At 62.0% G+C, this 19,847-nt stretch carries 14 protein-coding genes; 3 read left to right on the plus strand and 11 right to left on the minus strand.

What is annotated here, in order from left to right:
• Positions 1-51: 51 nt before the first annotated feature.
• The 11 genes from alkB to OO306_RS16535 form a co-directional block, all read right to left on the minus strand.
• Complete coding sequence (gene alkB, locus OO306_RS16485; protein WP_265969360.1) at positions 52-696, minus strand: DNA oxidative demethylase AlkB; 645 nt, start codon at positions 694-696, stop codon at positions 52-54.
• Between the two features lie 236 nt (positions 697-932).
• Positions 933-2,378, minus strand: coding sequence for a curlin (locus tag OO306_RS16490; protein WP_238213878.1), 1,446 nt, complete (start codon positions 2,376-2,378; stop codon positions 933-935).
• Positions 2,379-2,394: 16 nt separating this feature from the next.
• Complete coding sequence (locus OO306_RS16495; protein ID WP_027593362.1) at positions 2,395-2,868, minus strand: curlin; 474 nt, start codon at positions 2,866-2,868, stop codon at positions 2,395-2,397.
• Positions 2,869-2,884: 16 nt separating this feature from the next.
• Positions 2,885-5,116, minus strand: a complete 2,232-nt coding sequence (locus OO306_RS16500; RefSeq protein WP_265969361.1) for an Ig-like domain-containing protein — start codon at positions 5,114-5,116, stop codon at positions 2,885-2,887.
• Between the two features lie 32 nt (positions 5,117-5,148).
• The gene (locus tag OO306_RS16505; RefSeq protein WP_265969362.1) at positions 5,149-6,477 is read right to left on the minus strand and encodes a hypothetical protein; all 1,329 of its coding nucleotides are present in this window, start codon (positions 6,475-6,477) and stop codon (positions 5,149-5,151) included.
• A 224-nt stretch (positions 6,478-6,701) separates the two neighbouring features.
• On the minus strand, positions 6,702-7,838 hold the full coding sequence (locus OO306_RS16510) for a DUF6708 domain-containing protein (protein ID WP_265969363.1): 1,137 nt from the start codon (positions 7,836-7,838) through the stop codon (positions 6,702-6,704).
• A complete protein-coding gene (locus tag OO306_RS16515; protein ID WP_265969364.1) occupies positions 7,838-10,510 on the minus strand; it encodes a T6SS effector BTH_I2691 family protein in 2,673 nt (890 codons plus the stop codon). Before OO306_RS16515 ends, OO306_RS16510 begins: the two co-directional genes overlap by 1 nt.
• A gap of 11 nt (positions 10,511-10,521) precedes the next feature.
• On the minus strand, positions 10,522-11,400 hold the full coding sequence (locus OO306_RS16520) for a DUF4123 domain-containing protein (protein WP_265969365.1): 879 nt from the start codon (positions 11,398-11,400) through the stop codon (positions 10,522-10,524).
• Entirely contained in the window at positions 11,400-13,559 is a 2,160-nt protein-coding gene (locus OO306_RS16525) for a type VI secretion system Vgr family protein (protein WP_265969366.1), read from the minus strand. The genes OO306_RS16520 and OO306_RS16525 overlap by 1 nt, the downstream gene beginning before the upstream one ends.
• A gap of 471 nt (positions 13,560-14,030) precedes the next feature.
• On the minus strand, positions 14,031-14,909 hold the full coding sequence (locus tag OO306_RS16530) for a phosphatase PAP2 family protein (RefSeq protein WP_265969367.1): 879 nt from the start codon (positions 14,907-14,909) through the stop codon (positions 14,031-14,033).
• Between the two features lie 2 nt (positions 14,910-14,911).
• Entirely contained in the window at positions 14,912-15,601 is a 690-nt protein-coding gene (locus OO306_RS16535; protein WP_265969368.1) for a histidine phosphatase family protein, read from the minus strand.
• Between the two features lie 314 nt (positions 15,602-15,915).
• On the opposite strand from OO306_RS16535, the gene OO306_RS16540 reads away from it, so the two are divergent.
• From OO306_RS16540 to OO306_RS16550, 3 genes are read left to right on the plus strand one after another with little or no spacing between them, the layout of a single operon-like run.
• Positions 15,916-16,656, plus strand: a complete 741-nt coding sequence (locus OO306_RS16540) for a gluconate 2-dehydrogenase subunit 3 family protein (protein ID WP_265969370.1) — start codon at positions 15,916-15,918, stop codon at positions 16,654-16,656.
• 3 nt (positions 16,657-16,659) lie between these two features.
• The gene (locus OO306_RS16545) at positions 16,660-18,444 is read left to right on the plus strand and encodes a GMC family oxidoreductase (RefSeq protein WP_265969372.1); all 1,785 of its coding nucleotides are present in this window, start codon (positions 16,660-16,662) and stop codon (positions 18,442-18,444) included.
• Positions 18,445-18,456: 12 nt separating this feature from the next.
• Positions 18,457-19,749, plus strand: coding sequence for a cytochrome c (locus OO306_RS16550; protein ID WP_265969373.1), 1,293 nt, complete (start codon positions 18,457-18,459; stop codon positions 19,747-19,749).
• Positions 19,750-19,847: the final 98 nt, after the last annotated feature.

A 19,847-nucleotide genomic window follows, 5' to 3' on the forward strand; every position in this document is an offset into this window, starting at 1 on the left:
CGGCTCCTCTTTAGAAGCCTTTCAGGCCCGGATGTTCAAGTTTTTACCTGATCAGCCCGCTTTGCGCAGGGTCAGGTTGATCCGCCGTTCGCCCATGCGCGGATGCACGCCGGGTTTGATGGGCAGCACGCCATGAAAGCGCAAGCGATCCTCACCGCCCCACACCAGCACATCGCCATGGCTCAACGGCACACGCTGGGTCTTGTCCGAACGCTGCAGCCCGCCCAGCAGGAACACTGCGGGCAAGCCCAGTGAAATCGACACGATCGGCTGGCTGAAGTCCTGCTCGTTACGGTCCTGGTGCAAGCTCAAACGGGTGCCTGGCAAGTAGTGGTTGACTAGGCAAGCGTCGGGCACGAAGTCGTCGAAACCGGCGACGGCCGCAGCGCGGTTTGCCAAGCCGAGCAGCACCGGCGGTAGCGCAGGCCAGGGTTGGCCACTCTGCGGGTCGGTCAGGGTGTAGCGGTAGCCGTGCTCGTCACTGACCCAGCCCAGTGCCCCGCAATTGGTCAGTGCGACAGCCATGTGCAGGCCACCGGGCGTGTGCATGTGCCGGAACGGCGCGGCGCGCAGCACCGTGCGCAAAGCGTCTAGCAAGGCCTCGAGCTCGGCCAGGGCGAAGCCGGGCAGCAGCACGGTATGGCTCGCCAGGCGTTGCGGCTGGGGGCCGAACAGGTCGAGGTCGGACTGGATCATGGAAGCAGCACCAGGCTTACGGTGTTCCATTCTACCCCGGCTCATGCGCTCCCCGTGTAGGAGCAGCCTTGTGCTGCGAAGAGGCCGGTGATAGCAGCGCAAATTTACTGTGTTTTCACCGGCCTCTTCGCAGCACAAGGCTGCTCCTACAAAGGGCGGTGAGGTAGCAGGGAAACAATAAAAAAGGAACCGCGGCACCAGGGAGAGTGAGCACCGCGGTTCAAGGGGGGAGCAGGTTATTTTTGGGTCACAGTGGCCATGTTCGCGCTGCCCAGCTGGCTGATGGTGGCGGTTTGCGCCATGCCGCTCTGGTCGACGAACGCCTTGTTGCCCTGGCCACCCTGGGTCACGTAGGCGACGTTGATGCTGTCGGCCTGCTTGATGGTGGCCTCGTTGCCACTGCCGTAGAGCTGGTTGGTGTAGCTCTGGTTGCTATAGCCGGACTGGTCCAGGTTGATGACGTTGCCGGTGCCCTCGCTGCTGCCGAAGGCATAGTTGTCGGTACCGCGCTGGTCGGCGACCAGGATGTTGTCGGTGCCGTTCTGCTCGAAGAACAGTTCGTTGTTGCTGTCGGCCTGCTTGGTCTGCATCGCGTTGTTGTTGCCGGTCTGGTTCAGCGTGGCCAGGTGGTTGTCGCCGTTCTGCGTCAGGTTGACGCCGTTGCCGTTACCGTACTGGTTGATCACGGCCGTCTGGTTGACGCCGAACTGGCCGCCCATCTTGTCGCCTTTCCAGTTGCTGGCGGTGATCTTGTTGCCGTTGCCTTGGGTGGTCACGGTCAAGTTCAGGTTTTCGCCGTTCTGGTAGGTGTAGTGCAGGTTGTTGTTACCGGTCTGCGAAATGGTGGTGGTCGAGTTGTTGCTCTCGAACTGGTCCGACCAGCTGGCGTTGGCCTTGCCTTTTTGCGTGAGGGTGGCCTTGTTAGCGTCGCCGAAGCTTTGGTCGATGTAGCCTTCGTTGAGCTGGCCGGTCTGGGTGACGTTGGCCTGGCTGCCGACTTGCGTGTCTTGCCAGACCTCCACCGAGTTGCCGGTACCGGTCTGGCTGAGGCCGATGGTGCCACCCTCGCCGTCGCGCTGGTCGCCGTAAGCCCAGTTTTCCTTGCCGTCCTGGTAGATCTGGATGTTGCCGTCGTTATGCGTCAGGTGCTCGGCGGCGGCGTAGTTGTCGGCGCCTGCCTGGATGATCATGCTCTGGTTATTGCTGCCGCCGAAGGTCTGCTCGACGAAGGCTTCGTTGCGCTGGCCGGACTGCTGGGTGGTGGCCTGGCTGCCCAGCTGGCTGTCCTGCCACACGGTCGAGCGGTTTTCAGTGCCTTGCTGGGTCTGCAGCGACTGGTTGTTCTCGCCCAGCGACTGGCTGGCGAAGGCATCGTTATAGCTACCTCCGGCCTGCTGGGTGATCTGGCTGCCATTTTCGAACAACTGCTCGGCGTAGCCTGCGTTGTATGAGCCGGTGGCGCTTTGTTGGATATCGCTGGTGCTGTTGGCCTGCACCGCCAGGTGATTGTGGCCCTTGCCGGTCTGCGACTGGGTGGCCGAGGCGAACGGCGCGAGGGTCTGGGTCACTTCGGCAATGTTTTCCTTGCCGTCTTGGGTCTGGGTCGAGGTGCTGTCGGCAGCCATGACCTGGCCTGCAAGGGCAAGGACGATAGCGGCACTGAGGGGAGCGAGCTTGAACATGGTGGTGCCTCCAGGTCTATCGGTATTGGGTGATCTGAACATGCTGGCCATTGCCGGCTTGGGTCACGGAGCTGTTGAGGCCCGTGCCGGACTGCACGATGTTGGCGCTGTTGTTGTTGCCGATCTGGTCGATGGCAGCGCTGTTGCTGCTGCCGCTCTGGCGGATCGACGCGCTGTTGCCATATCCCTGCTGGCTGATGCTGGCCATCAGGTCACTACCTTCTTGCAGGATGTACGCCTCTTGCGCGCCCCCGGCCTGGACGATGCGGCCCAGCAGGGCCTGGCCGTTCTGGTCGAGGGCGGCGCGGTTGCCCGTGCCTTGCTGCTCGATCACCGCTGCCTGGCCGGCGCCGACCGGTAACAGGCGGATGATCACCGGGTCACCGAGGTCATTGCCGGCCGCAAGGTCGGCGTTGTCCATCAGGTCCTCGGCCCAGCTGGCCTGGCCCGCCAGGGCCAGGCAGAGCAACAGTGGATACAGGCATTTCATGGCGTTCTCCCGCCTTCTACTGCACGACGACGTTGACGGTGCGTGTGGTCCCTGGGCTGGTGGTGATGGTCGCCGTCGGCGCGGCGGTCGGGATCACCGTGGTGCTGTTGCTGACCGCCAGGCGCCAGCGCCCGGTGACCGGTACGGTAGTGGTGCCCAGGGTTTGCACGCCGGTGGTGGTGGTGACACGTACGGTCACAACGTTGCCGGTGGTCACCGACGAGGTGCCGCTGATGTCCCAGTTGTACCGGTTGTTGGAGCGTGCCGTGACCGTGGCTGCGGTGACCGCAAAGGTCTCGGCGGCTGGGCGTGGCGACACGTTGACCGTGACGGTGCCGGCGTTGGACAGCGCCCCCAGCGAGTCACGCACCTGGTAGGTGAAGGTGGTGGTAAAGGCCGCCGTCACCGTGGCCGGTGGGGTGTAGGTCACCGTCGTGCCATCGGTGCTGACGGTGCCTCGGCCGGCAGCGGGTTGTGTGACGGCGGCAACGGTCAACGGCAGGTTGCCTTCCGGGTCGGTGTCGTTGGCCAGCACGTTGATGGTCAGCGGCACGCCCAGGGTGGCGACCGTTTCCGGGTTGGCCGTTGGCGCCTGGTTGGGCGCAACGTTGATGGTCACCGTGGCCGGTTCCGACTTCAGGCCTTTGGCATCCACCGCCCGGTAGTTGAAGGTGGCCACCAGCGGTTGCGTGGCACCGGCGGGTGGGGTGTAGGTGACCGAGGTGGTGCCATTGAGCACGACGCCGCCAAGGCCGGTACCGGGTTGGGTCAGGTCGCTGATGGCCAGCGGTACGTTGCCGTCCGGGTCGCTGTCGTTCAGCAGCAGGTTGAGAGTCAGCGGGATGCCGACACTGGTGCTGCCGACATCGGCCTGGGCCAGCGGCGGTTGGTTGGCCGCCTCGACCGGCGCATTGCCGACCACGATCACCGGTTCCACATCGCTGCCGCCATGGGCCGACTTGACTGTGACAGTGGCCGGCGGCTGTGCCAGGTCATTCACGGTCAGGCTCTGCAACGTGCCCGATTTGGACATCCGGCCATAGCCTTGGGCGAGCATGTCGGGGATGGCCACTTCGTCGCTGGAGCGGGCCTCGATGAACAGGCGCTTGTTGGCCCAGTCGTAGCGTGCGGTGCTGACCTTGACCACGTCAGTCAGCTTGCTCGACAGTGCGGTCGGCTGGGTGCCTGCAGTGCTGTTGCTGGCAGTCACCACCACCACGGCGGGCGGCACGGCCTGGCCGAACTGCTGGCTGAAGAACAGCCCGTTGTTGTCTGTCAGCAGGTTGAACTGGCAAGGCGAAGGCGGCGTGCCGATCAGTGCCAGGCCATTGCGCATGCACAGACTAGCGTCATGCGGGGCCTTGGCGAACACCTCCACACGGGTGCCGGAGCCGTTGCGCGAGTAGGTGGCGCGCTCCAGGGTCACTGGCGTTTGCGCACGTTGGTCGAGCACCTTGCCAGACAACGTGAACAGCGACGTTTCGATGCGCCCGGGCGGGCCGTCGATACGGATGAAGTTGGTGTTGAACGGGCTGCCGACCACGGTCTCGGGCCTGTTCGGGTCACCAATGAAGGTGTCGGTGGCGCCGGTGTCTGGGTTGACCTCCAGGTACGGCCCGCCAGCGCCTCTTAGCCATGGGCCCAGCGCGCCGTTGAGCGCACCGGTGAAGTTACCGGGGGCACCGATGCCGATGTCACGGGTGATGTTGATCGCGCGCCGGCCAGGGGTGGTGACGTTGACCGTCTCGACACCGTAGGGGTGAGTAATGGTGTAGACACCGGCCCGGGGTACCGAGACGCGGATGCGGATGCGGGCAAAGCTCTGCTGGTCGCCATCCACCGGGTTTTCAGCGGCAAAGGCGGCCTCAAGGCCGGCGACATAGGCGTCCAGCTCATAACCGCTGTTGCCCACTGCCGGGATGGTGGCTTCGGCCAGGAACCAGAACATCTCGGGTGGCCAGTTGTCGGGGAACACCAGGGGCAAGGCGTCGTCGTAGATGCCCGGCTCCGGCAACAAGGTACACATGTAGGATGGTGCACCCGGCGCGCCGACAACCCGCGAACTGGTGGCGCGTGACTGGCACAGTTCAAGCGACAGATCGTTGCCGTCCTTGTACCACATCGGGTAACCGCCGGTGGCGAAGGTGTAGGGCCCGGGGTCGACATCGGACAGCGCGGCGAAGGCAGCGCTGGTGACAGTGAGGGAGAAACCGGCGGCGAACAGCGCACGGCGTGGCCAAGTGTTCATGCTGCCTCCTTGAGGGCTGAGCCTTTGTCTGTTCATGGCACCAGCACCACGTCTTCGCTGTCGCTACCGCCATTGGCGCTGGTGACTTGCACCTTGGCCGGTGGGATGGGCGAAAGGGATGTGCTCAATGTCTTCACCGCGCCGTTGCCACTGAGGTTGCCCAGCAACGTGCCGTTGCCGGTGTGGGCGGTGAGGGCGGGCGGGCTGGTTTCGTCACTGGTGCTGGCGACCAACGTAAGTTGCCCGGTGGACAGGTGGTATTCAGCCTGAGTGATGGTCACCAGGTCGGTCAGTGGCAGGTTGGCCGTGGTCAGGCTGCTGGTCGGGATGGCCACGCTGTTGTCGGCGGTCAGTACCAGCGTGGTGGGCACATTCGGGTTGAGTACCGACTGGGCGTACCAGGCACCGGTGCCGTTGGCTTCGGTCAGGTTCAGGTTTGGCGTCTGGCTGGTCAGGGTGACGGCGGCCGGTGGCGGCGGGGCCATGACGAAGACATCTTGCTGGGCGTGCAAGTCGCCATTCTCGGTGCGCCGCGAGTAGGTGGTGCGCTGCGGCATCAGCGGCGTGGGCAGGGCGACATTGGAGAGCTTGCCCGAGATCGAGAACAGCTCGGTCCGCAGGTCGATGCCCCCCGGGCCTTCGATGCGCACGAAGTTGGTGTTGAACGGGCTGCCGGTCACACGCTCATCCAGGTTCGGGTCGCCGATGAAGCGCTCGCTGCCTTCGGTGTAGGGGCCATTGACGCTGCGCAGGAACGGCCCGACATCGCCTTTGAGCGCGCCGCTGAAGTCGCCAGCGCCAGCGATGCCGATGTCGCGGGTCATGTTGATCGCCCGGCGCCCACCGGCCGGTACGTCAAAGACTTCGACCCCGTAAGGGTGGGTGACCACGTAGGTGCCTGCGGTCGGCACATCGACGCGAATACGCACCCGGGCGAAGCTGACCTGGTCGCCTTCGACCGGCTCTTCGGCGGCAAATGCTGCCTCGATGGCCGTGCCGTAGCTCAAGTCGATGCCCCGTGCAGCGTCGACGATGGCGGCGTCGGCGGTGAACCAGAAGGCTTCGTCAGGGAAGTTGGTGGGGAAGGCGATGGGTTGGGTGTCGTCGAACACGCCGGGGGTGGGTAGCAGTGTGCACATGTACGCCGGCGCGCCGGGAGCACCGGCGACCCTTGAACTCACCGCTTTGGTCAAGCACAGGTCGAGGGTGCGACCATGACTGTCCTGGTACCAGCCTGCAAAGTTGCCATTGGCAAGGTTGTAGGGGCCGGGGTCGACAGCGTTCAATGCAGCCTGTGCCGGGATCTGGAGCATGCCGGCGAAAATCGCCACTGCCAGCGGGTGGGGTATCGGTCGGAGCATGAGTCAATTCCTCCTGCAAACGGGCCCATGGACTTGGGGCGTCTGGGAGGAGATCGGCAATAGGCGTGCCAAACCGAAATAAATGACTCGCAGGCTTTGTACAACGGGGGATACGGCCGTTTCGTGGGTTTCTTTTACGGTGCTTGCCAATGGGCCCGGTACCCCCAGCATTGGGGAATTGGGTCGGTGGTTGCGACCCACTCGCTTGCCTGTGCAGCCCGCTTTTATGTCGGTGTTTTTGGCAATTTGGAGGTGCGCGGTTTCCGTGGTTTTTTCTCAGGGCGCTTGCCGGGTTTTAGCTGCCAACGGTCGGCATTGGCGAGTAGGCGTTCCTGGATGTCGGGTGGGTAGTCACTCAAGGTGGTGGGTGGAGGCACTGGTTTGCCGGGCAAGCCGGCCTCGCGGATCACCTTCGGCCAGCGTGGTCGCCAGCACAGCAGCAGGCTGACCCAGTGCGCGGTGCCGACAATGACGAAAGCGGGCCAGACCATGAGCAGGGCGAGTTTGAACAGCCAGCTGCTTTTGCGGAAGAAACGGCCGAGGCCTTCGAATTGGGCGCTGAACGCCTGGATTGGGGAGGGTAACTGGGTACTCAGCCGGGGGCGGGGGACGGCGTGTGGGCCTTCTTCCATGTAGCGGCGGATGAATTCCCATTCGTCGCGGAGCTCGCTGCCGCCTTGGCCTTGCTTACCGAGTAGGGCCATTTCCATGTGGGGCAGGCCGGTACGGCTGGGGTGCCAGACCAGGCCTAGTCTCATGCCTACGCTGAGTGAGTCGTCCTCAGGGTAGATGCCTGTGCTTCCGGTTGTTTTCCAAGGGAACGTTACGATGCCGCCGCAATAACTTGGCCGATGGAGGTGGACTTGCTGGGTTTTTCGATTGAAGCGAATAAGCAAATGGCGACTGGTCAACATTTCCAGTCTGGTTAGACGAACGCCATACTTCGAATATAAGTAAATTATGGTCACAGAAGCGGATAACATTATAAGGGTGGTGAGTATCGTAATTGGGGAGCGGGTTTCATGGTCGGTTATGTCTAACCATATGAAACCAATGGTGATGATTATTGAGATAAGGGCGGCCGGAGCAATCCCGCCGAGAGTTGCGAGCGTAATGAGGCCGCGCTTTTCTTCAGATCCTCCACAGCGCATTTCTAGAAATATTTCGTTAAAAGCAAAAACTGGGCCTCTTGCTTGAGGCCTTTCGCTGACGGTTTGGAAGTGTAACTCTTCCTCTAAGTCACTCTGATAGAAGTCTTTATTGGCGTGGATCTCTGCCGGAGTCATCTCTAGTTCGAGCGATTTGCGTGCCGATTCTGATTGGGTTGCCATCCGCCAGAATCCCCATTCGATCAAATACATTATGAGGCCTCGCTGAATGCAGAGTATAAAGCTTTCAGTTCTTCTTGTTCGTCATATCGATTTGCGCTTTTTCCCATGCGAAAACTACTGCGCTTGCACCACTTTTCCAAACTGTCATCTTCAAATATATAGATCAATATCGTTAGGGCTAAGCCTATCCAAAAGGTGCCCAGAACTAAACGGGCGAGTATTAGGCGGGCGGCTTGCGTTCCGAGGTGGTTGGCAAGCGTTCCTGCGGATCTGGCTAGCATCCTTGAGACCTTAGTTTTGGCGTTAAGGGATAAATGGTCAAAGAGTGGTTTTGCTATTGCAATTGCCGTTCCCAATTCCGCCAGTGAAAGTGTGACAGTCGCCGCTGCTCGTACAAAGTAAGTAGCAGCCAAGAGTCTGGACTTTTTTCTGATCTGTCCCCTAGGTCCATCCAGACTGCTCTTAAAATGCTCAACCGCATCTACAAAATCCCACCACGCCAGCATCCCCCCGCCGATACTGGCCAAACTACCCCCCCAAAGCTTCAACCTCCCCAAGCTCGCCGCCGCCCCTCTCCCGGTCACACTATTCGCGCCATACCGCGTCACCACCTGGTCCACATAACTGGCTCCAATCTCGAAGCCCGCCGCCGCTGTAGTCATCGCGGCAGCCAAGAGTTCGGTCTTCACCCGTGCATCACTGTCAGGCAGTTCGCGCGCCTTGAAGGCCATCAGCATGCCTTCGAGCAAACACACCAGGCCTGCAGCACGCACCTTGTAGAAGTCGCTGTTTTTGGCCTGCATCAGGCCTTCGGCCCAGGCCTGGTCCAGATAGCGTGCAACCCGGGCACCACTGCGCTGTGGGTTAAAGGGATGCCCACTGCGAGTCACTTCGCCCAGGCGTATGTCGACGGCCGTTTCATGTACCGAGGCGAACAATGTCAGGCGCAGGCCATGGTGCAGCGCGCGGTCCACACTGCTGGGTGCCCCGGTACGCAGCACTTGGCGCCCCAGCGCGACGTACCAGGCATACAAGCCGATGCTGGCGGTACTGTTTCTGCTTTGTAGCTCCTCGTATAGCGTGTTGATGCGCCCGAAGGCATTCGCCGCGATGTGCGCCTGCCGGGCGAGCGACTCACGCAATGTGAAGGATGTCTCTGAGGCCGGCTCGGCCTTGGCCGCTTCCAGAAGCGCGGCAAGCGCTTCGCGGATGTCATCCTGGTTGTAGCTGATGCCGCGCATTGCCAGATTGCTCCGATGCGCCACATCGCTGCGCCACCAGTGGTCCAGTACCGTCGCGCCCCACTCGCTGAGCTCCATGCCGATTACGCACTGGCCGGTTTGCTCAGCAAAGGCCAAGCCATTGATCAGGTCGGCATTGTCGTAACGGTCCAGGGCCTGCAGCAGGCGTTCGCTGAGGAGCCATCGGGTATGGTCTTTGGCGCGGTCTTCTGCAGCTTGCTGGGCTTGTTGCATCGCTTGCTCGAAGCCTGCGAGCTGATCGTGCATGGCTTGGCGGTCGACCAGATGGCCGTACTTCTGGTCGAACTTCTTGCTGAATTCGCCAGCATCCTGGCGGGCCTGAACCTTGGCCCGGACTTCGCGTTCGTACTGCGCCAGATGAGGTTTCATCCGTGCGTCATGTGCATCGGCCTGCTGGCGAGCGTGGTTGGTGAACCCATAGAAGTCCACAGGCGTCACCGGCTGCTTGCGCACGGCCTCGGCCATGACCTCGCGCTTGACGATGCGCTCGGCCATCATCTGCGGGTAGAGCTTTTCGATCTCCAGAAACGACTGCGCAACAAGCAGTTTGCGCTCATTGTCCACGCCGGGTTCCACAACGCGCTGAAGCCAGTGGGTCTTCACCTCGTCGACGGCTGCGTTGCGCCAGGCATTGAGCTCTTGGGTAATGCCGAGGGCATCCTCGATCACGATAGCGGCGCCGCGCGGCTTGGTTTGATTCATGGGCGGTGCCAGGGCTTGCCGTGAAGCGTGCGGGGATACGATCTGAGCGTTGTTGAACGGCTGCAGGTCGAGCAGGGCCTGCAGGTCTGCGTCGTCCTGGGCCTTGAAGTCGGCTACCCAGTTCAGTTGGTCGTGCTTGAGCACGTGGGGCTGTGGCGGCGCGTCAGAGGGTTGAATGAACCCTGCGATATCGATCGCGGGCAGGCTGCTGCGGTACTCGTCTTCGAGCAGGCGGTAGTTGTCGAGCATGCGCGGCGTGAGCGGGGAGGGGCTGAACAACGGGCGCAGCTCCTGGATGTCGTCCAGGTCGTAGAGCGTGATGGTCCAGCCGAAGTCGCGGATGATGTCCTCCAGGTTGCCTGCGCTAGGGGCAGGCTCCCATGGGGCGTCGGCGCTGATGTACAACAGTGAGCCATTCGGCGCCACGCGGTACTGGCTGTGCCATTCGTGCGCCGGTGCGCTGTGGCGTTTGATCAGCAGGTAAAGAAAGCCTTCGCGCAGCGGGCGGATGGCGTAGCTGGAGTGGGTCAGCGCAGCCACCTCCTGAAAGGGGCTGAGGTAGCCCGGCAACTTGGGCAAGCGGGCGCGTTGTGCCGGATTGCCGCCAACGGCGGCATAGCGCAAGGGCAGCAGTTCGAAGCGGCGGGTGCAGTCGGCGACGGGGCTGTTGCGTAGCGCAGGGCGGTAGCCAGATGTGATACGTCTGCACAGGTCGAGCGTGTCAGTAAGCGAATCCATGGGCGTGTGTTTTAGTCCTTTGTGCGCAGGCGTCGCTGCACGTTGTCGATAAGGGCGGTGTGCTGTTCGCGGGTGGCGATGATTGCCTCCTGCCAGGCCGGTGAGGTGTTGAGCTGATCACCGTCGCGAGCCATAATCAGTACATAGGTGATGAGATCCTCCTCACGGGCCAGGCCTTGCTCGCGTGCCTGGTCGAGGTAATGCTGGATCAGGCCGACGCGCGTGCCGTGGCAGGCACCCGCCAAGGCTGGGCAGTGCTGACCGTCCTTCAGTACCTCGGCAAGTTGGTAGCTCAGTGGGTCGCCGGCCAATGCTGCCCAGCAATCTTCGTCCAGTGTGATCGGCTTGACGTACGCAGCGTGAGGTTGGTCGCCGCCCGCTATTTGCAACCACAGCGTCTTGTGCGGATGTGCTTCAGGTGCCCACCAGTGATGGATGGGTGCCAACCATTCGCTCACCCCAGGCAAGTGACGGTGGCTATCGAGCGCTTGCAGTGCAGCGGCGGTGTGGTAGCGCATAAGGTACGAATGGCCATCTGCGCCTGTGACGATGTTGGCCTGGCTCAAGTGCAGGGCGAGTTCGGCAGGTGGCAATGCGCTGATTATCCAACCACATACCGCGCCCTCTGCACCTTGTTCGAGCTGCCATTTAAAGTCGTACTGGGCTGAAACATCGGAGCCGGGACGCGAGCCGAACAGCCAGGGGCCCACTGCTCGCAAATTGCTGAACTGGGCTTGCTGCAACAGTGGCCAGCAGCGCTGCGAGTAATACTCGAGCAGGTTTTCCCGAGCCTTGGGTGAGAGATCGGCCATTTCCACAACCGCGCTCAGGCGGTACCGGTCGGATACTCGCAGGACCTTGACCAGTGCTCTGACGAATGGGCTGGGCATCAGTGTGCTCCCGCCATACGGATCATGGTGTGGCCGTTTGTGATCGCTTTCCGCAAACAACTTAGGCAAACGGGCTCGCCGGGTTCAGGAATGCCAGCGGTCGAGGTTGTGCGTTGGCTGCCCTTTGCCTGCTGGTGGATCGGCCCTTTGAAGGCCACTGCCACACCGTCCAGCGTGACACCGGCCCCATCGATTCGCAGCAGCCCGCCTGGGCTCCGGATCGTGAGGCTCTCGCTGACCTGTATGTCATAAACCTTGGTGGTGTGCCGGATGGCTTCGCCGCTCTGCAATAGGTGATGACCGCCCACCACCTGTTCGAGGTGGCCACCAATTTCTACCGTGTGGTTGGCTTTGGTAATGTCCTGGCGCTGGTTGCCAACCGTCTCGATGCGGTCCTGGCCGGTGACGATCGTGTGCGTCCGGCCAATCTTCAAGCTGTTGTCATTGCCGATGTCGTGAATCCGATTTTGGCCGATGCTGACGGACTCGTCCCGGCCGACGTCTTCCCGGCGGTCCTGGCCAATCGAAACCGTTTCGTCACGTCCGACCCGTTCGGCGCGATCGTTGCCGACCTGCGTCGTTTCGTTATGCTTTACAACGTTGTTCTGGTCCCTTTCTGCATGGATGAACACCTCCTGGCGACCCAGTTCGTCCTCGAAACGCAGTTCGTTGAAGCCATCGCCCTTGTGGGTCTGGCTCTTGATGGTCATGCGCGTCTTGTGCTCGGGCAGGTCGTACGGGGGCAGCTGATTGCCGCAGTAGGTGCGGCCGGTGATCATCGGCTGGTCCGGGTCGGCGTTGACGTACTGGATGATCACGTCCTGGCCAATACGCGGGATGGCCATCGAGCCCCAGCTGCCACCGGCCCAGCCTTGCGACACCCGCACCCAGCAGGAGCTGAATTCATTGTTTTCGCTCTCCCTGTCCCAAGGGAAGCTGACCTTGACCCGGCCCCATTGGTCGCAATAAATCTCCTCGCCAATTGGACCGACGACGGTGGCCATGTGCGGGCCGTCGATGCGTGGCTTGGCCAACGGCGCCGGGCGCCACTCGGTTTTGCCTGGCACCAGCACGGCGTCTTGCGTGTAGCGCGTGCCTTGCCTGGCGCTGGCGGCTTCTTCCTGCAGGCTGGTGAACTGGGTACCTTCGTGGTGCACGTTGACCACACGCCAGTGATCGTTCAAGTCTGGCCGCGGGTGCCCGATCAGGGTGAAGCTCAGCCCCGGTTGCAGGCGCATGTCATCGCCTTGCACTTCGGCAATGCGGGCATCATGGCGCAGCGCGGTGATCCGGGTGGCGGTGAAGGGCACGCCGACCGCATCACGCTTGTAGCGGCCGGGGTAGTCGAAGCGCTCGTACGCGGTGGATTGGTGCGTCACGCCACTCGCTTCTGCGCGGTGTTCTTGGCGGTATTCCGGTTTGGTGAAGGTATAGTCGCGTTGCACCTGTCGTGCAGTGCGCACCTGCTCGCTATAGCGTAGGCGGCGTAGGCAAGGCTTTGCCTGAGCGCCGCCGCTATTGGCGTGGTACAGCACTAAGTTGGGGTCGATGTCATCGTCATCACCGGTCTTGATGCCCCCCCGGCTGATCTGACCCAGCGAAAGCAACCGATCAGTAATGACCAGCATGTGGTGTTTGGGTGTGTGCTCGAAGCGGTAGATAAAGCCTTCTTCGGCTGCCAGGCGGGCGATGAAGTCCAGGTCGGTTTCACCGGCCTGCACGCAGAACTCCCGTACCGCATGGTCACCGCAGCTGTGCAGCTCAAAATGAAGGATGCCTTGGCGCTTGAGCATGAGCTCAAGAATCTGCGGGGCGGTTTTGTTCTGGAAGATGCGCCAGTTCGAGCGCAGCCCGGCACGCGCCAGCGTGGGTTCGACCAAGGCGCGGTAGCGCGTCCGGTGAATGCTTGTCTCACCTTGGCTGAAGGTGCTGACCAGGCCGTGTATGTAGCGCAGTGGCTCGTCTCCCCGCCAGAGGGTGAACAGCACCGGTTTGTCGAGCAGCTGGCCAAAATCGACATCGTCTTGGTAACTGACCAGCTCCAGGTTTAACTGGAAGGGTGTGCTGATCGCTTCGTCGAGCTCGAACGAAACCACTTCAAACTCAACCTGGCCAACCAGCGGCTGGAAGGTGAAGCGCAAATCGGATTGGCTAGGCATACGGATTCCCCCAAAAGTGCCTGAGTACGGTCATGACGAGCACTTGCCCGCTACTGCTGCAAGATGACGTTGAGCGACTCGAGAACTTCGGCGGGGATGACGGAGAGTACCTGCGGGCTCCAGGGTGTTGCCGACAGCTTGCGCAGTGGGGGGGCTTTCACGTGGTGGACGGCTATGCGACGGCTGCTCCCCACGCGCGTCTTCAAGCAGGATTGGCTGGTTGGTGGGCACTGTTTTACCAATGCCATCGGGCTCACTGAACATTCCTGGTCCTCGTGTTTGGGCAGGCAGCGTATGCACTGGGCATGGGCCGACCGTGTGGCCAGACGCAAGCATTTAGCTGAAGCCTGAACACTAACGAGGAATCAATTCATGGGTGAGTACTGAGCGTCCTATAAACGTGTAGGAAAGTTCGATTTCTATTCTGTTAAGAAACAATTGGTTGCAGGTAAACAAGGGCGAAGGGTGTGTTCAAGCATCTCGATTCGGCTCTTGCTCGGCGCAAAGCTGGGCTTGCAAGGGTAGTGAGCTGATCGAATGAACTGGGGAACAATGACTTGCAGGGTTGTGATTTGGCGCCTGCAGGGCCAGGCGCCCATAGAACAGCAAGGCAGTGGCCCAGGTGGTGAACCAGACGAACAGCCCTGCCCAGAAGGTGTGGGACATGTAGTGCCAGCCTTGCAGCACGCGGGTGGTGCCGTAGACGAACCCCAGCAACAGGATCGCCACCAGCAGCTTGCGCGCATGCATCCAGCGGTGGCGTAGCGCCACGAAGTACAGGGCCAGCAAGGTGAATCCACTGGACGCATGACCGCCTGGCCAGCATCGGCCATCGCCGGCCTTGTCCAGCCAGGAGAAGTGCTCGAACCACTCGACCCGCGCCTGCTGGCCGCCGTACAGCGTCGTTTCCACCGGGCAGTACACGCTGGTATGGCTTTTCAGGTAGTGGATGACCGTGGTGCACAGCGCGAACGCGACCACCACGAACAACAAGTCGCGACGGTGGTGGGTCGTGAAGCGCAATACCGGCGCGATTCGGGCGGTTTCCAGCCACCGCGTAAGGCCACATTGCGGGTGATTGGCCAGGCGCGGCCAGGCGAACGACAGCAGCGAGCCGATCACGGCCAGTTCACCGGTCCAGTTCGGTAAAACCCGTGGCCACTTGTGGGTGACCTTTTCGAACCATTGATTGTGCAACAGCGGAAACTGGCCGGTGGCCGGATCGATCAGCAGGTTGCTGATCCAGCGGTCGAGTTCGGTCAGGTCGAAGGCGACGAAGACGATGCCCGCCAGCAGCAGCGGTAGCAGCAGGTTGTTGCGGTAGAAGGCGGCGCGTGAAGGTACAGGCATGGTCAGATTTCCCGGGCATCAGCGAGTTTGCGCCACTGGCTGGCATCCATCTGGCCCAGCACCCGGGCCTTGCCATCTTCGCCCTGGGTGATGAACAGCGCGCTGGCGTAGCGGTTGGAGTCCGCGTCAGTGTCGACGTTGAGCTGGCGCTCCACCTGCTCCAGGCAGCCACTGTGGCTGACCAGCACGAGGTTGCGGCCGGGTTGCTTATGGGCGAAGGCATTGCTGGCGAAGGTGTGGTCACACTGGTTGAGCCAGTCCTGGGTGGCGATAGCCTTGCCGAACATGAACTGCGCGGTCTGCCGGGTGCGCACTTCCGGGCTGGCCCAAACATCTGCACTAAGCAGGCCAAGGCGGTGCAGGCCTTGGCCGACGTCGGCGGCTACCCGGCTGCCCGCCAAGGTAATACCGGTGGGGTCGTCCAGGCAGGCACCGCGTGAGCGGTCGCAGCGTTCGGCGTGACGAATAACCACAATGACTGAGCCCTTGGACCAGGCGCTGTGCAAGCCGCTGCTGTGCAGCGTATGCGGGTTGCCAAGGTCTGCAAGGGCGGGGCGTGCGGTTGCCCAGGCAGCGAGAGCCACCAGCGCGAGCGATACGCACAGCGCCACCAGCAGCGCTTTGGCGCGGGGCAATCGGTAGGGCCGGGCGAGTTTAAGGGCCGGCGGGGTGTCGATGACGCCATGCAGCATGCTGTCACTCCAGTGAGCACGGGCAACGGATGCGAACCTGAGGCTCGGAACCTTTGAGAGTGCGCGCACTTTAGGCAGGCGGATGTCAGCAGTAAGTGAGGCAGATGTGAAAATTGTCTTGCCGGGTATGCCCATGCCGGCGGCTTATCGCTTACGGAACATCAATAAAGTCAAGAATGAAACCGGTTTCAAAACATTTCTGAACGCGCTAGATTATTCGGCTGTCTTCTACACGCGCCCGCTTGCGCGAGTACCCCATTGAAAAATCAGATGGCGCAAACCAAGGCCGCCCCTACCGCTGATGAGGATTTGAAATGCCTGAGCATGCCCCAGACAATCCGCGCCGGGAATTCCTGCGCAAGACCTTGACCTTGATACCGGTCGCCACCGTGGCCAGCACCGGGCTGGGCCTGGGTGCCAGCAAACTGCTGGCCGAACCTGTGCGGGAGCCTAAGGTCCCTGTCGCTGCGCCTGCGGGCGATTATCAGCCAACCTTTTTCACCGCCGAAGAATGGGCCTTCGTGCAAGCGGCCGTGGCCCGCATCATCCCTGCGGACGAACTGGGCCCAGGTGCGCTCGAAGCGGGTGCCGCCGAGTTCATCGACCGCCAGATGAATACCCCCTATGCCACTGGCGCCCAGTGGTACATGCAGGGGCCGTTCAACGCCGACGCCCCACCAGAATTGGGCTACCAGCTGCAACTCAGCCCGCAACAAATCTACCGGCTGGGCATCGCTGCCGTGGACGGCTGGTGCAAAGCCAACTCGGGCCAAGTGTTTGCTGCGCAAGATAGCGCTACCCGAGACCGCATTCTCGCCAAGGTCGAAGCCGGTGAGCTGGTGTTCGACGCGCTGCCGGCCAAGCTGTTTTTCAGCTTGCTGGTACAGAACACCCGCGAGGGGTTCTTCTGCGACCCGATTCACGGTGGCAACAAAGGCATGGTGGGCTGGACCCAGATCGGCTTCCCCGGTGCACGGGCAGACTTCATGGACTGGGTCGAGCGCAACGAGCCTTACCCGTTCCCGGCAGTGTCGATCCGTGGCGAGAGGGCCTGAAGCATGGCGAATGTGTTGAAGAAAGTAGACGCCGTGATCGTGGGCTTCGGCTGGGCCGGCGCGATCATGGCCAAGGAATTGACCGAAGCGGGGCTGCAGGTGGTCGCCCTGGAGCGCGGGCCAATGCAGGACACCTACCCTGAGGGCAGCTACCCGCAGGTGATCGATGAGCTGACCTACAGCGTGCGCAAGAAGCTGTTCGTCGATGTATCGAAAGAGACCGTCACCATCCGTCACAGCGTCAACGACGTTGCGTTGCCCAACCGTCAGTTGGGCGCCTTCTTGCCAGGCAAGGGCGTGGGCGGCGCGGGCTTGCATTGGTCCGGAGTACATTTTCGGGTAGACCCGATCGAGCTGCGCATGCGCAGCCATTACGAAGAACGCTACGGCAAGGCGTTCATCCCTGAAGGCATGACCATCCAGGACTTCGGCGTCACCTACCAGGAGCTTGAGCCGTACTTCGATTTTGCCGAGAAGGTGTTCGGCACCTCGGGCCAGGCCTGGACCGTGAACGGCGCGGTGGTCGGTGAAGGGAAGGGCGGCAACCCCTATGCGGCTGATCGCTCCAACCCGTTCCCGCTGCCCGCACAAAAAAATGTGGTGTCGGCAAAACTGTTCGAGAAGGCCGCCACCAGCCTCGGCTACAAGCCGTACAACCTGCCTTCGGCCAACACGTCGGGCCCTTACACCAACCCGTACGGTGCGCAAATGGGGCCGTGCAACTTCTGCGGCTTCTGCAGCGGCTACGTGTGCTACATGTACTCCAAAGCCTCGCCCAACGTGAACATCCTGCCCGCACTGCGCCAGGTGCCGAATTTCGAGCTGCGCGCCAATGCCCATGTGCTGCGCGTGAACCTGGATGACAGCAAGCGCAAAGCCACGGGCGTGACCTACATCGACGCCCAAGGCCGAGAGGTGGAGCAACCGGCGGACCTGGTGATTCTCGCAGCCTTCCAGTTCAACAACGTGCGCCTGATGCTGCTGTCCGGCATCGGCAAGCCTTATGACCCGGTCAAGAACGAAGGCGTTGTCGGGCGCAACTTCGCGTACCAGAACATGGGCACGGTCAAGGCGTTCTTCGACAAGGACACCTACACCAACAACTTCATCGGTGCTGGCGGTAACGGCATTGCGATCGATGATTTCAACGCTGACAACTTCGATCACGGCCCGCACGGTTTTGTCGGTGGTTCACCCATGTGGGTCAACCAGGCGGGCAGCCGCCCGATCGCCGGTATTGCCAACCCGCCCGGCACGCCCACCTGGGGCAGCGCCTGGAAGAAGGCCACGGCCGACTACTACACCCACCAGGTTTCGATGGACGCGCATGGCGCGCACCAGTCGTACCGTGGCAACTACCTGGACCTGGACCCGACCTACCGGGACGCCTTTGGCCAACCGTTGCTGCGCATGACCTTCGACTGGCAGGAAAACGACATCAAGATGAACCAGTTTATGGTCGACAAGCTCAGCAAGATCGCCCAGGCGATGAACCCGAAGTCCATTGCTGTGTTGGGCAAAAAGGTCAAGGAACACTTCAACACTGCCAGCTACCAGACCACCCACCTCAACGGTGGCGCAATCATGGGCACTGACCCCAAGACCAGTGCGCTTAACCGCTATCTGCAGAGCTGGGACGTCCACAACGTTTTCGTCCCGGGGGCGTCGGCATTCCCGCAGGGGTTGGGTTACAACCCGACCGGTTTGGTCGCGGCATTGACGTACTGGTCTGCACGGGCGATCCGTGAGCAGTACCTGAAAAACCCTGGCCCACTGGTTCAGGCTTGAGGAGCGATGAGCATGAAGACACTGTTGATCGCCACCATCCTGTGCGGTGCAAGCCTTTCAGCCCAGGCGGACAGCGCGCTGGTCAAGCAAGGCGAGTACCTGGCGCGCGCGGGCGACTGCGTGGCCTGCCACACGGCCAAAGGCGGCAAGCCATTCGCCGGCGGGCTGCCCATGGAAACCCCCATCGGCACGGTGTACTCGACCAATATCACCCCTGATGCCAGCGGCATCGGCAACTACAGCTTCGAAGACTTCGACCAGGCCGTGCGCCATGGCGTCGGCAAGGACGGCAGCACGCTGTACCCGGCCATGCCGTATCCCTCGTATGCACGCGTCAGCGATGACGACATGCGCGCGTTGTATGCCTACTTCATGCAGGGCGTCGAGCCGGTTGCGCAGCCGAACAAGGCGACGGACATCCCCTGGCCGTTGAGCATGCGCTGGCCGTTGGCGATCTGGCGGGGATTGTTCGCACCGCAGGTGAAGGCCTGGCAGGCCTCGGCTGCCGCCGACCCGGTCGTCAACCGCGGTGCTTATCTGGTCGAAGGGCTGGGGCACTGTGGCGCATGCCATACCCCGCGCGCCCTGACCATGCAGGAAAAGGCACTGAGCCCGCAGGATGGCGAGCAGTTTCTGGCAGGCAGCGCCCCGCTTGAAGGCTGGATTGCCAAGAGCCTGCGCGGTGATCACAAGGATGGCCTGGGCAGCTGGAGCGAAGCGCAGCTGGTGCAGTTTCTCAAGACCGGCCGAAGCGACCGCAGTGCGGTGTTCGGTGGCATGAGCGATGTGGTCGAGCACAGCATGCAGTACATGAGCGAGGCTGACCTGACGGCCATTGCCCGGTACCTGAAAACGCTGCCGCCCAGCAACCCCGATGACCAGCCGCATGCGTATGACAAGCAGGTCGCCGAGGCGCTGTGGAACGGCGATGACAGCAAGCGCGGGGCGTCGGTATACATCGACAACTGCGCGGCGTGCCACCGCACCGATGGCCACGGCTATAGCCGGGTGTTCCCGGCACTGGCCGGTAACCCGGTGGTGCAGACCGCCGATGCTACCTCGCTGATCCATGTGGTGCTGGCCGGTGGCACGGTGCCTGCGACGCACACCGCCCCATCGAGCTTCACCATGCCAGCGTTTGGCTGGCGCCTGAGCGATCAGGAGGTCGCTGATGTGGTGAGCTTCATTCGCACCAGCTGGGGCAACCAGGGCGGGGCGGTGAAAGCGGGCGATGTCGCCAAGCTGCGCACGGATGACCTGAAACACACCTCTGGGGATGACCTTGGGCAGGTAACGACCCACTAGTACTGCGCAAAATTCAAGGCTTGCACGCCCCCTGTAGGAGCAGCCTTGTGCTGCGAAGAGGCCGGTCCAGACCACAGAAATTCGTGGCGGGTACTGGC

The organism is Pseudomonas sp. DCB_AW (assembly GCF_026240895.1).
In the GTDB taxonomy this organism is placed as follows: Bacteria; Pseudomonadota; Gammaproteobacteria; order Pseudomonadales; family Pseudomonadaceae; genus Aquipseudomonas; species Aquipseudomonas kermanshahensis.

What these genes read in the sequence shown, in the direction of transcription:
- alkB (WP_265969360.1), bottom strand. Translation starts at nt 696, where the DNA reads ATGATCCAGTCCGACCTCGACCTGTTCGGCCCCCAGCCGCAACGCCTG.
- OO306_RS16490 (WP_238213878.1), bottom strand. Translation starts at nt 2,378, where the DNA reads ATGTTCAAGCTCGCTCCCCTCAGTGCCGCTATCGTCCTTGCCCTTGCA.
- OO306_RS16495 (WP_027593362.1), bottom strand. Translation starts at nt 2,868, where the DNA reads ATGAAATGCCTGTATCCACTGTTGCTCTGCCTGGCCCTGGCGGGCCAG.
- OO306_RS16500 (WP_265969361.1), bottom strand. Translation starts at nt 5,116, where the DNA reads ATGAACACTTGGCCACGCCGTGCGCTGTTCGCCGCCGGTTTCTCCCTC.
- OO306_RS16505 (WP_265969362.1), bottom strand. Translation starts at nt 6,477, where the DNA reads ATGCTCCGACCGATACCCCACCCGCTGGCAGTGGCGATTTTCGCCGGC.
- OO306_RS16510 (WP_265969363.1), bottom strand. Translation starts at nt 7,838, where the DNA reads ATGTATTTGATCGAATGGGGATTCTGGCGGATGGCAACCCAATCAGAA.
- OO306_RS16515 (WP_265969364.1), bottom strand. Translation starts at nt 10,510, where the DNA reads ATGGATTCGCTTACTGACACGCTCGACCTGTGCAGACGTATCACATCT.
- OO306_RS16520 (WP_265969365.1), bottom strand. Translation starts at nt 11,400, where the DNA reads ATGCCCAGCCCATTCGTCAGAGCACTGGTCAAGGTCCTGCGAGTATCC.
- OO306_RS16525 (WP_265969366.1), bottom strand. Translation starts at nt 13,559, where the DNA reads ATGCCTAGCCAATCCGATTTGCGCTTCACCTTCCAGCCGCTGGTTGGC.
- OO306_RS16530 (WP_265969367.1), bottom strand. Translation starts at nt 14,909, where the DNA reads ATGCCTGTACCTTCACGCGCCGCCTTCTACCGCAACAACCTGCTGCTA.
- OO306_RS16535 (WP_265969368.1), bottom strand. Translation starts at nt 15,601, where the DNA reads ATGCTGCATGGCGTCATCGACACCCCGCCGGCCCTTAAACTCGCCCGG.
- OO306_RS16540 (WP_265969370.1), top strand. Translation starts at nt 15,916, where the DNA reads ATGCCTGAGCATGCCCCAGACAATCCGCGCCGGGAATTCCTGCGCAAG.
- OO306_RS16545 (WP_265969372.1), top strand. Translation starts at nt 16,660, where the DNA reads ATGGCGAATGTGTTGAAGAAAGTAGACGCCGTGATCGTGGGCTTCGGC.
- OO306_RS16550 (WP_265969373.1), top strand. Translation starts at nt 18,457, where the DNA reads ATGAAGACACTGTTGATCGCCACCATCCTGTGCGGTGCAAGCCTTTCA.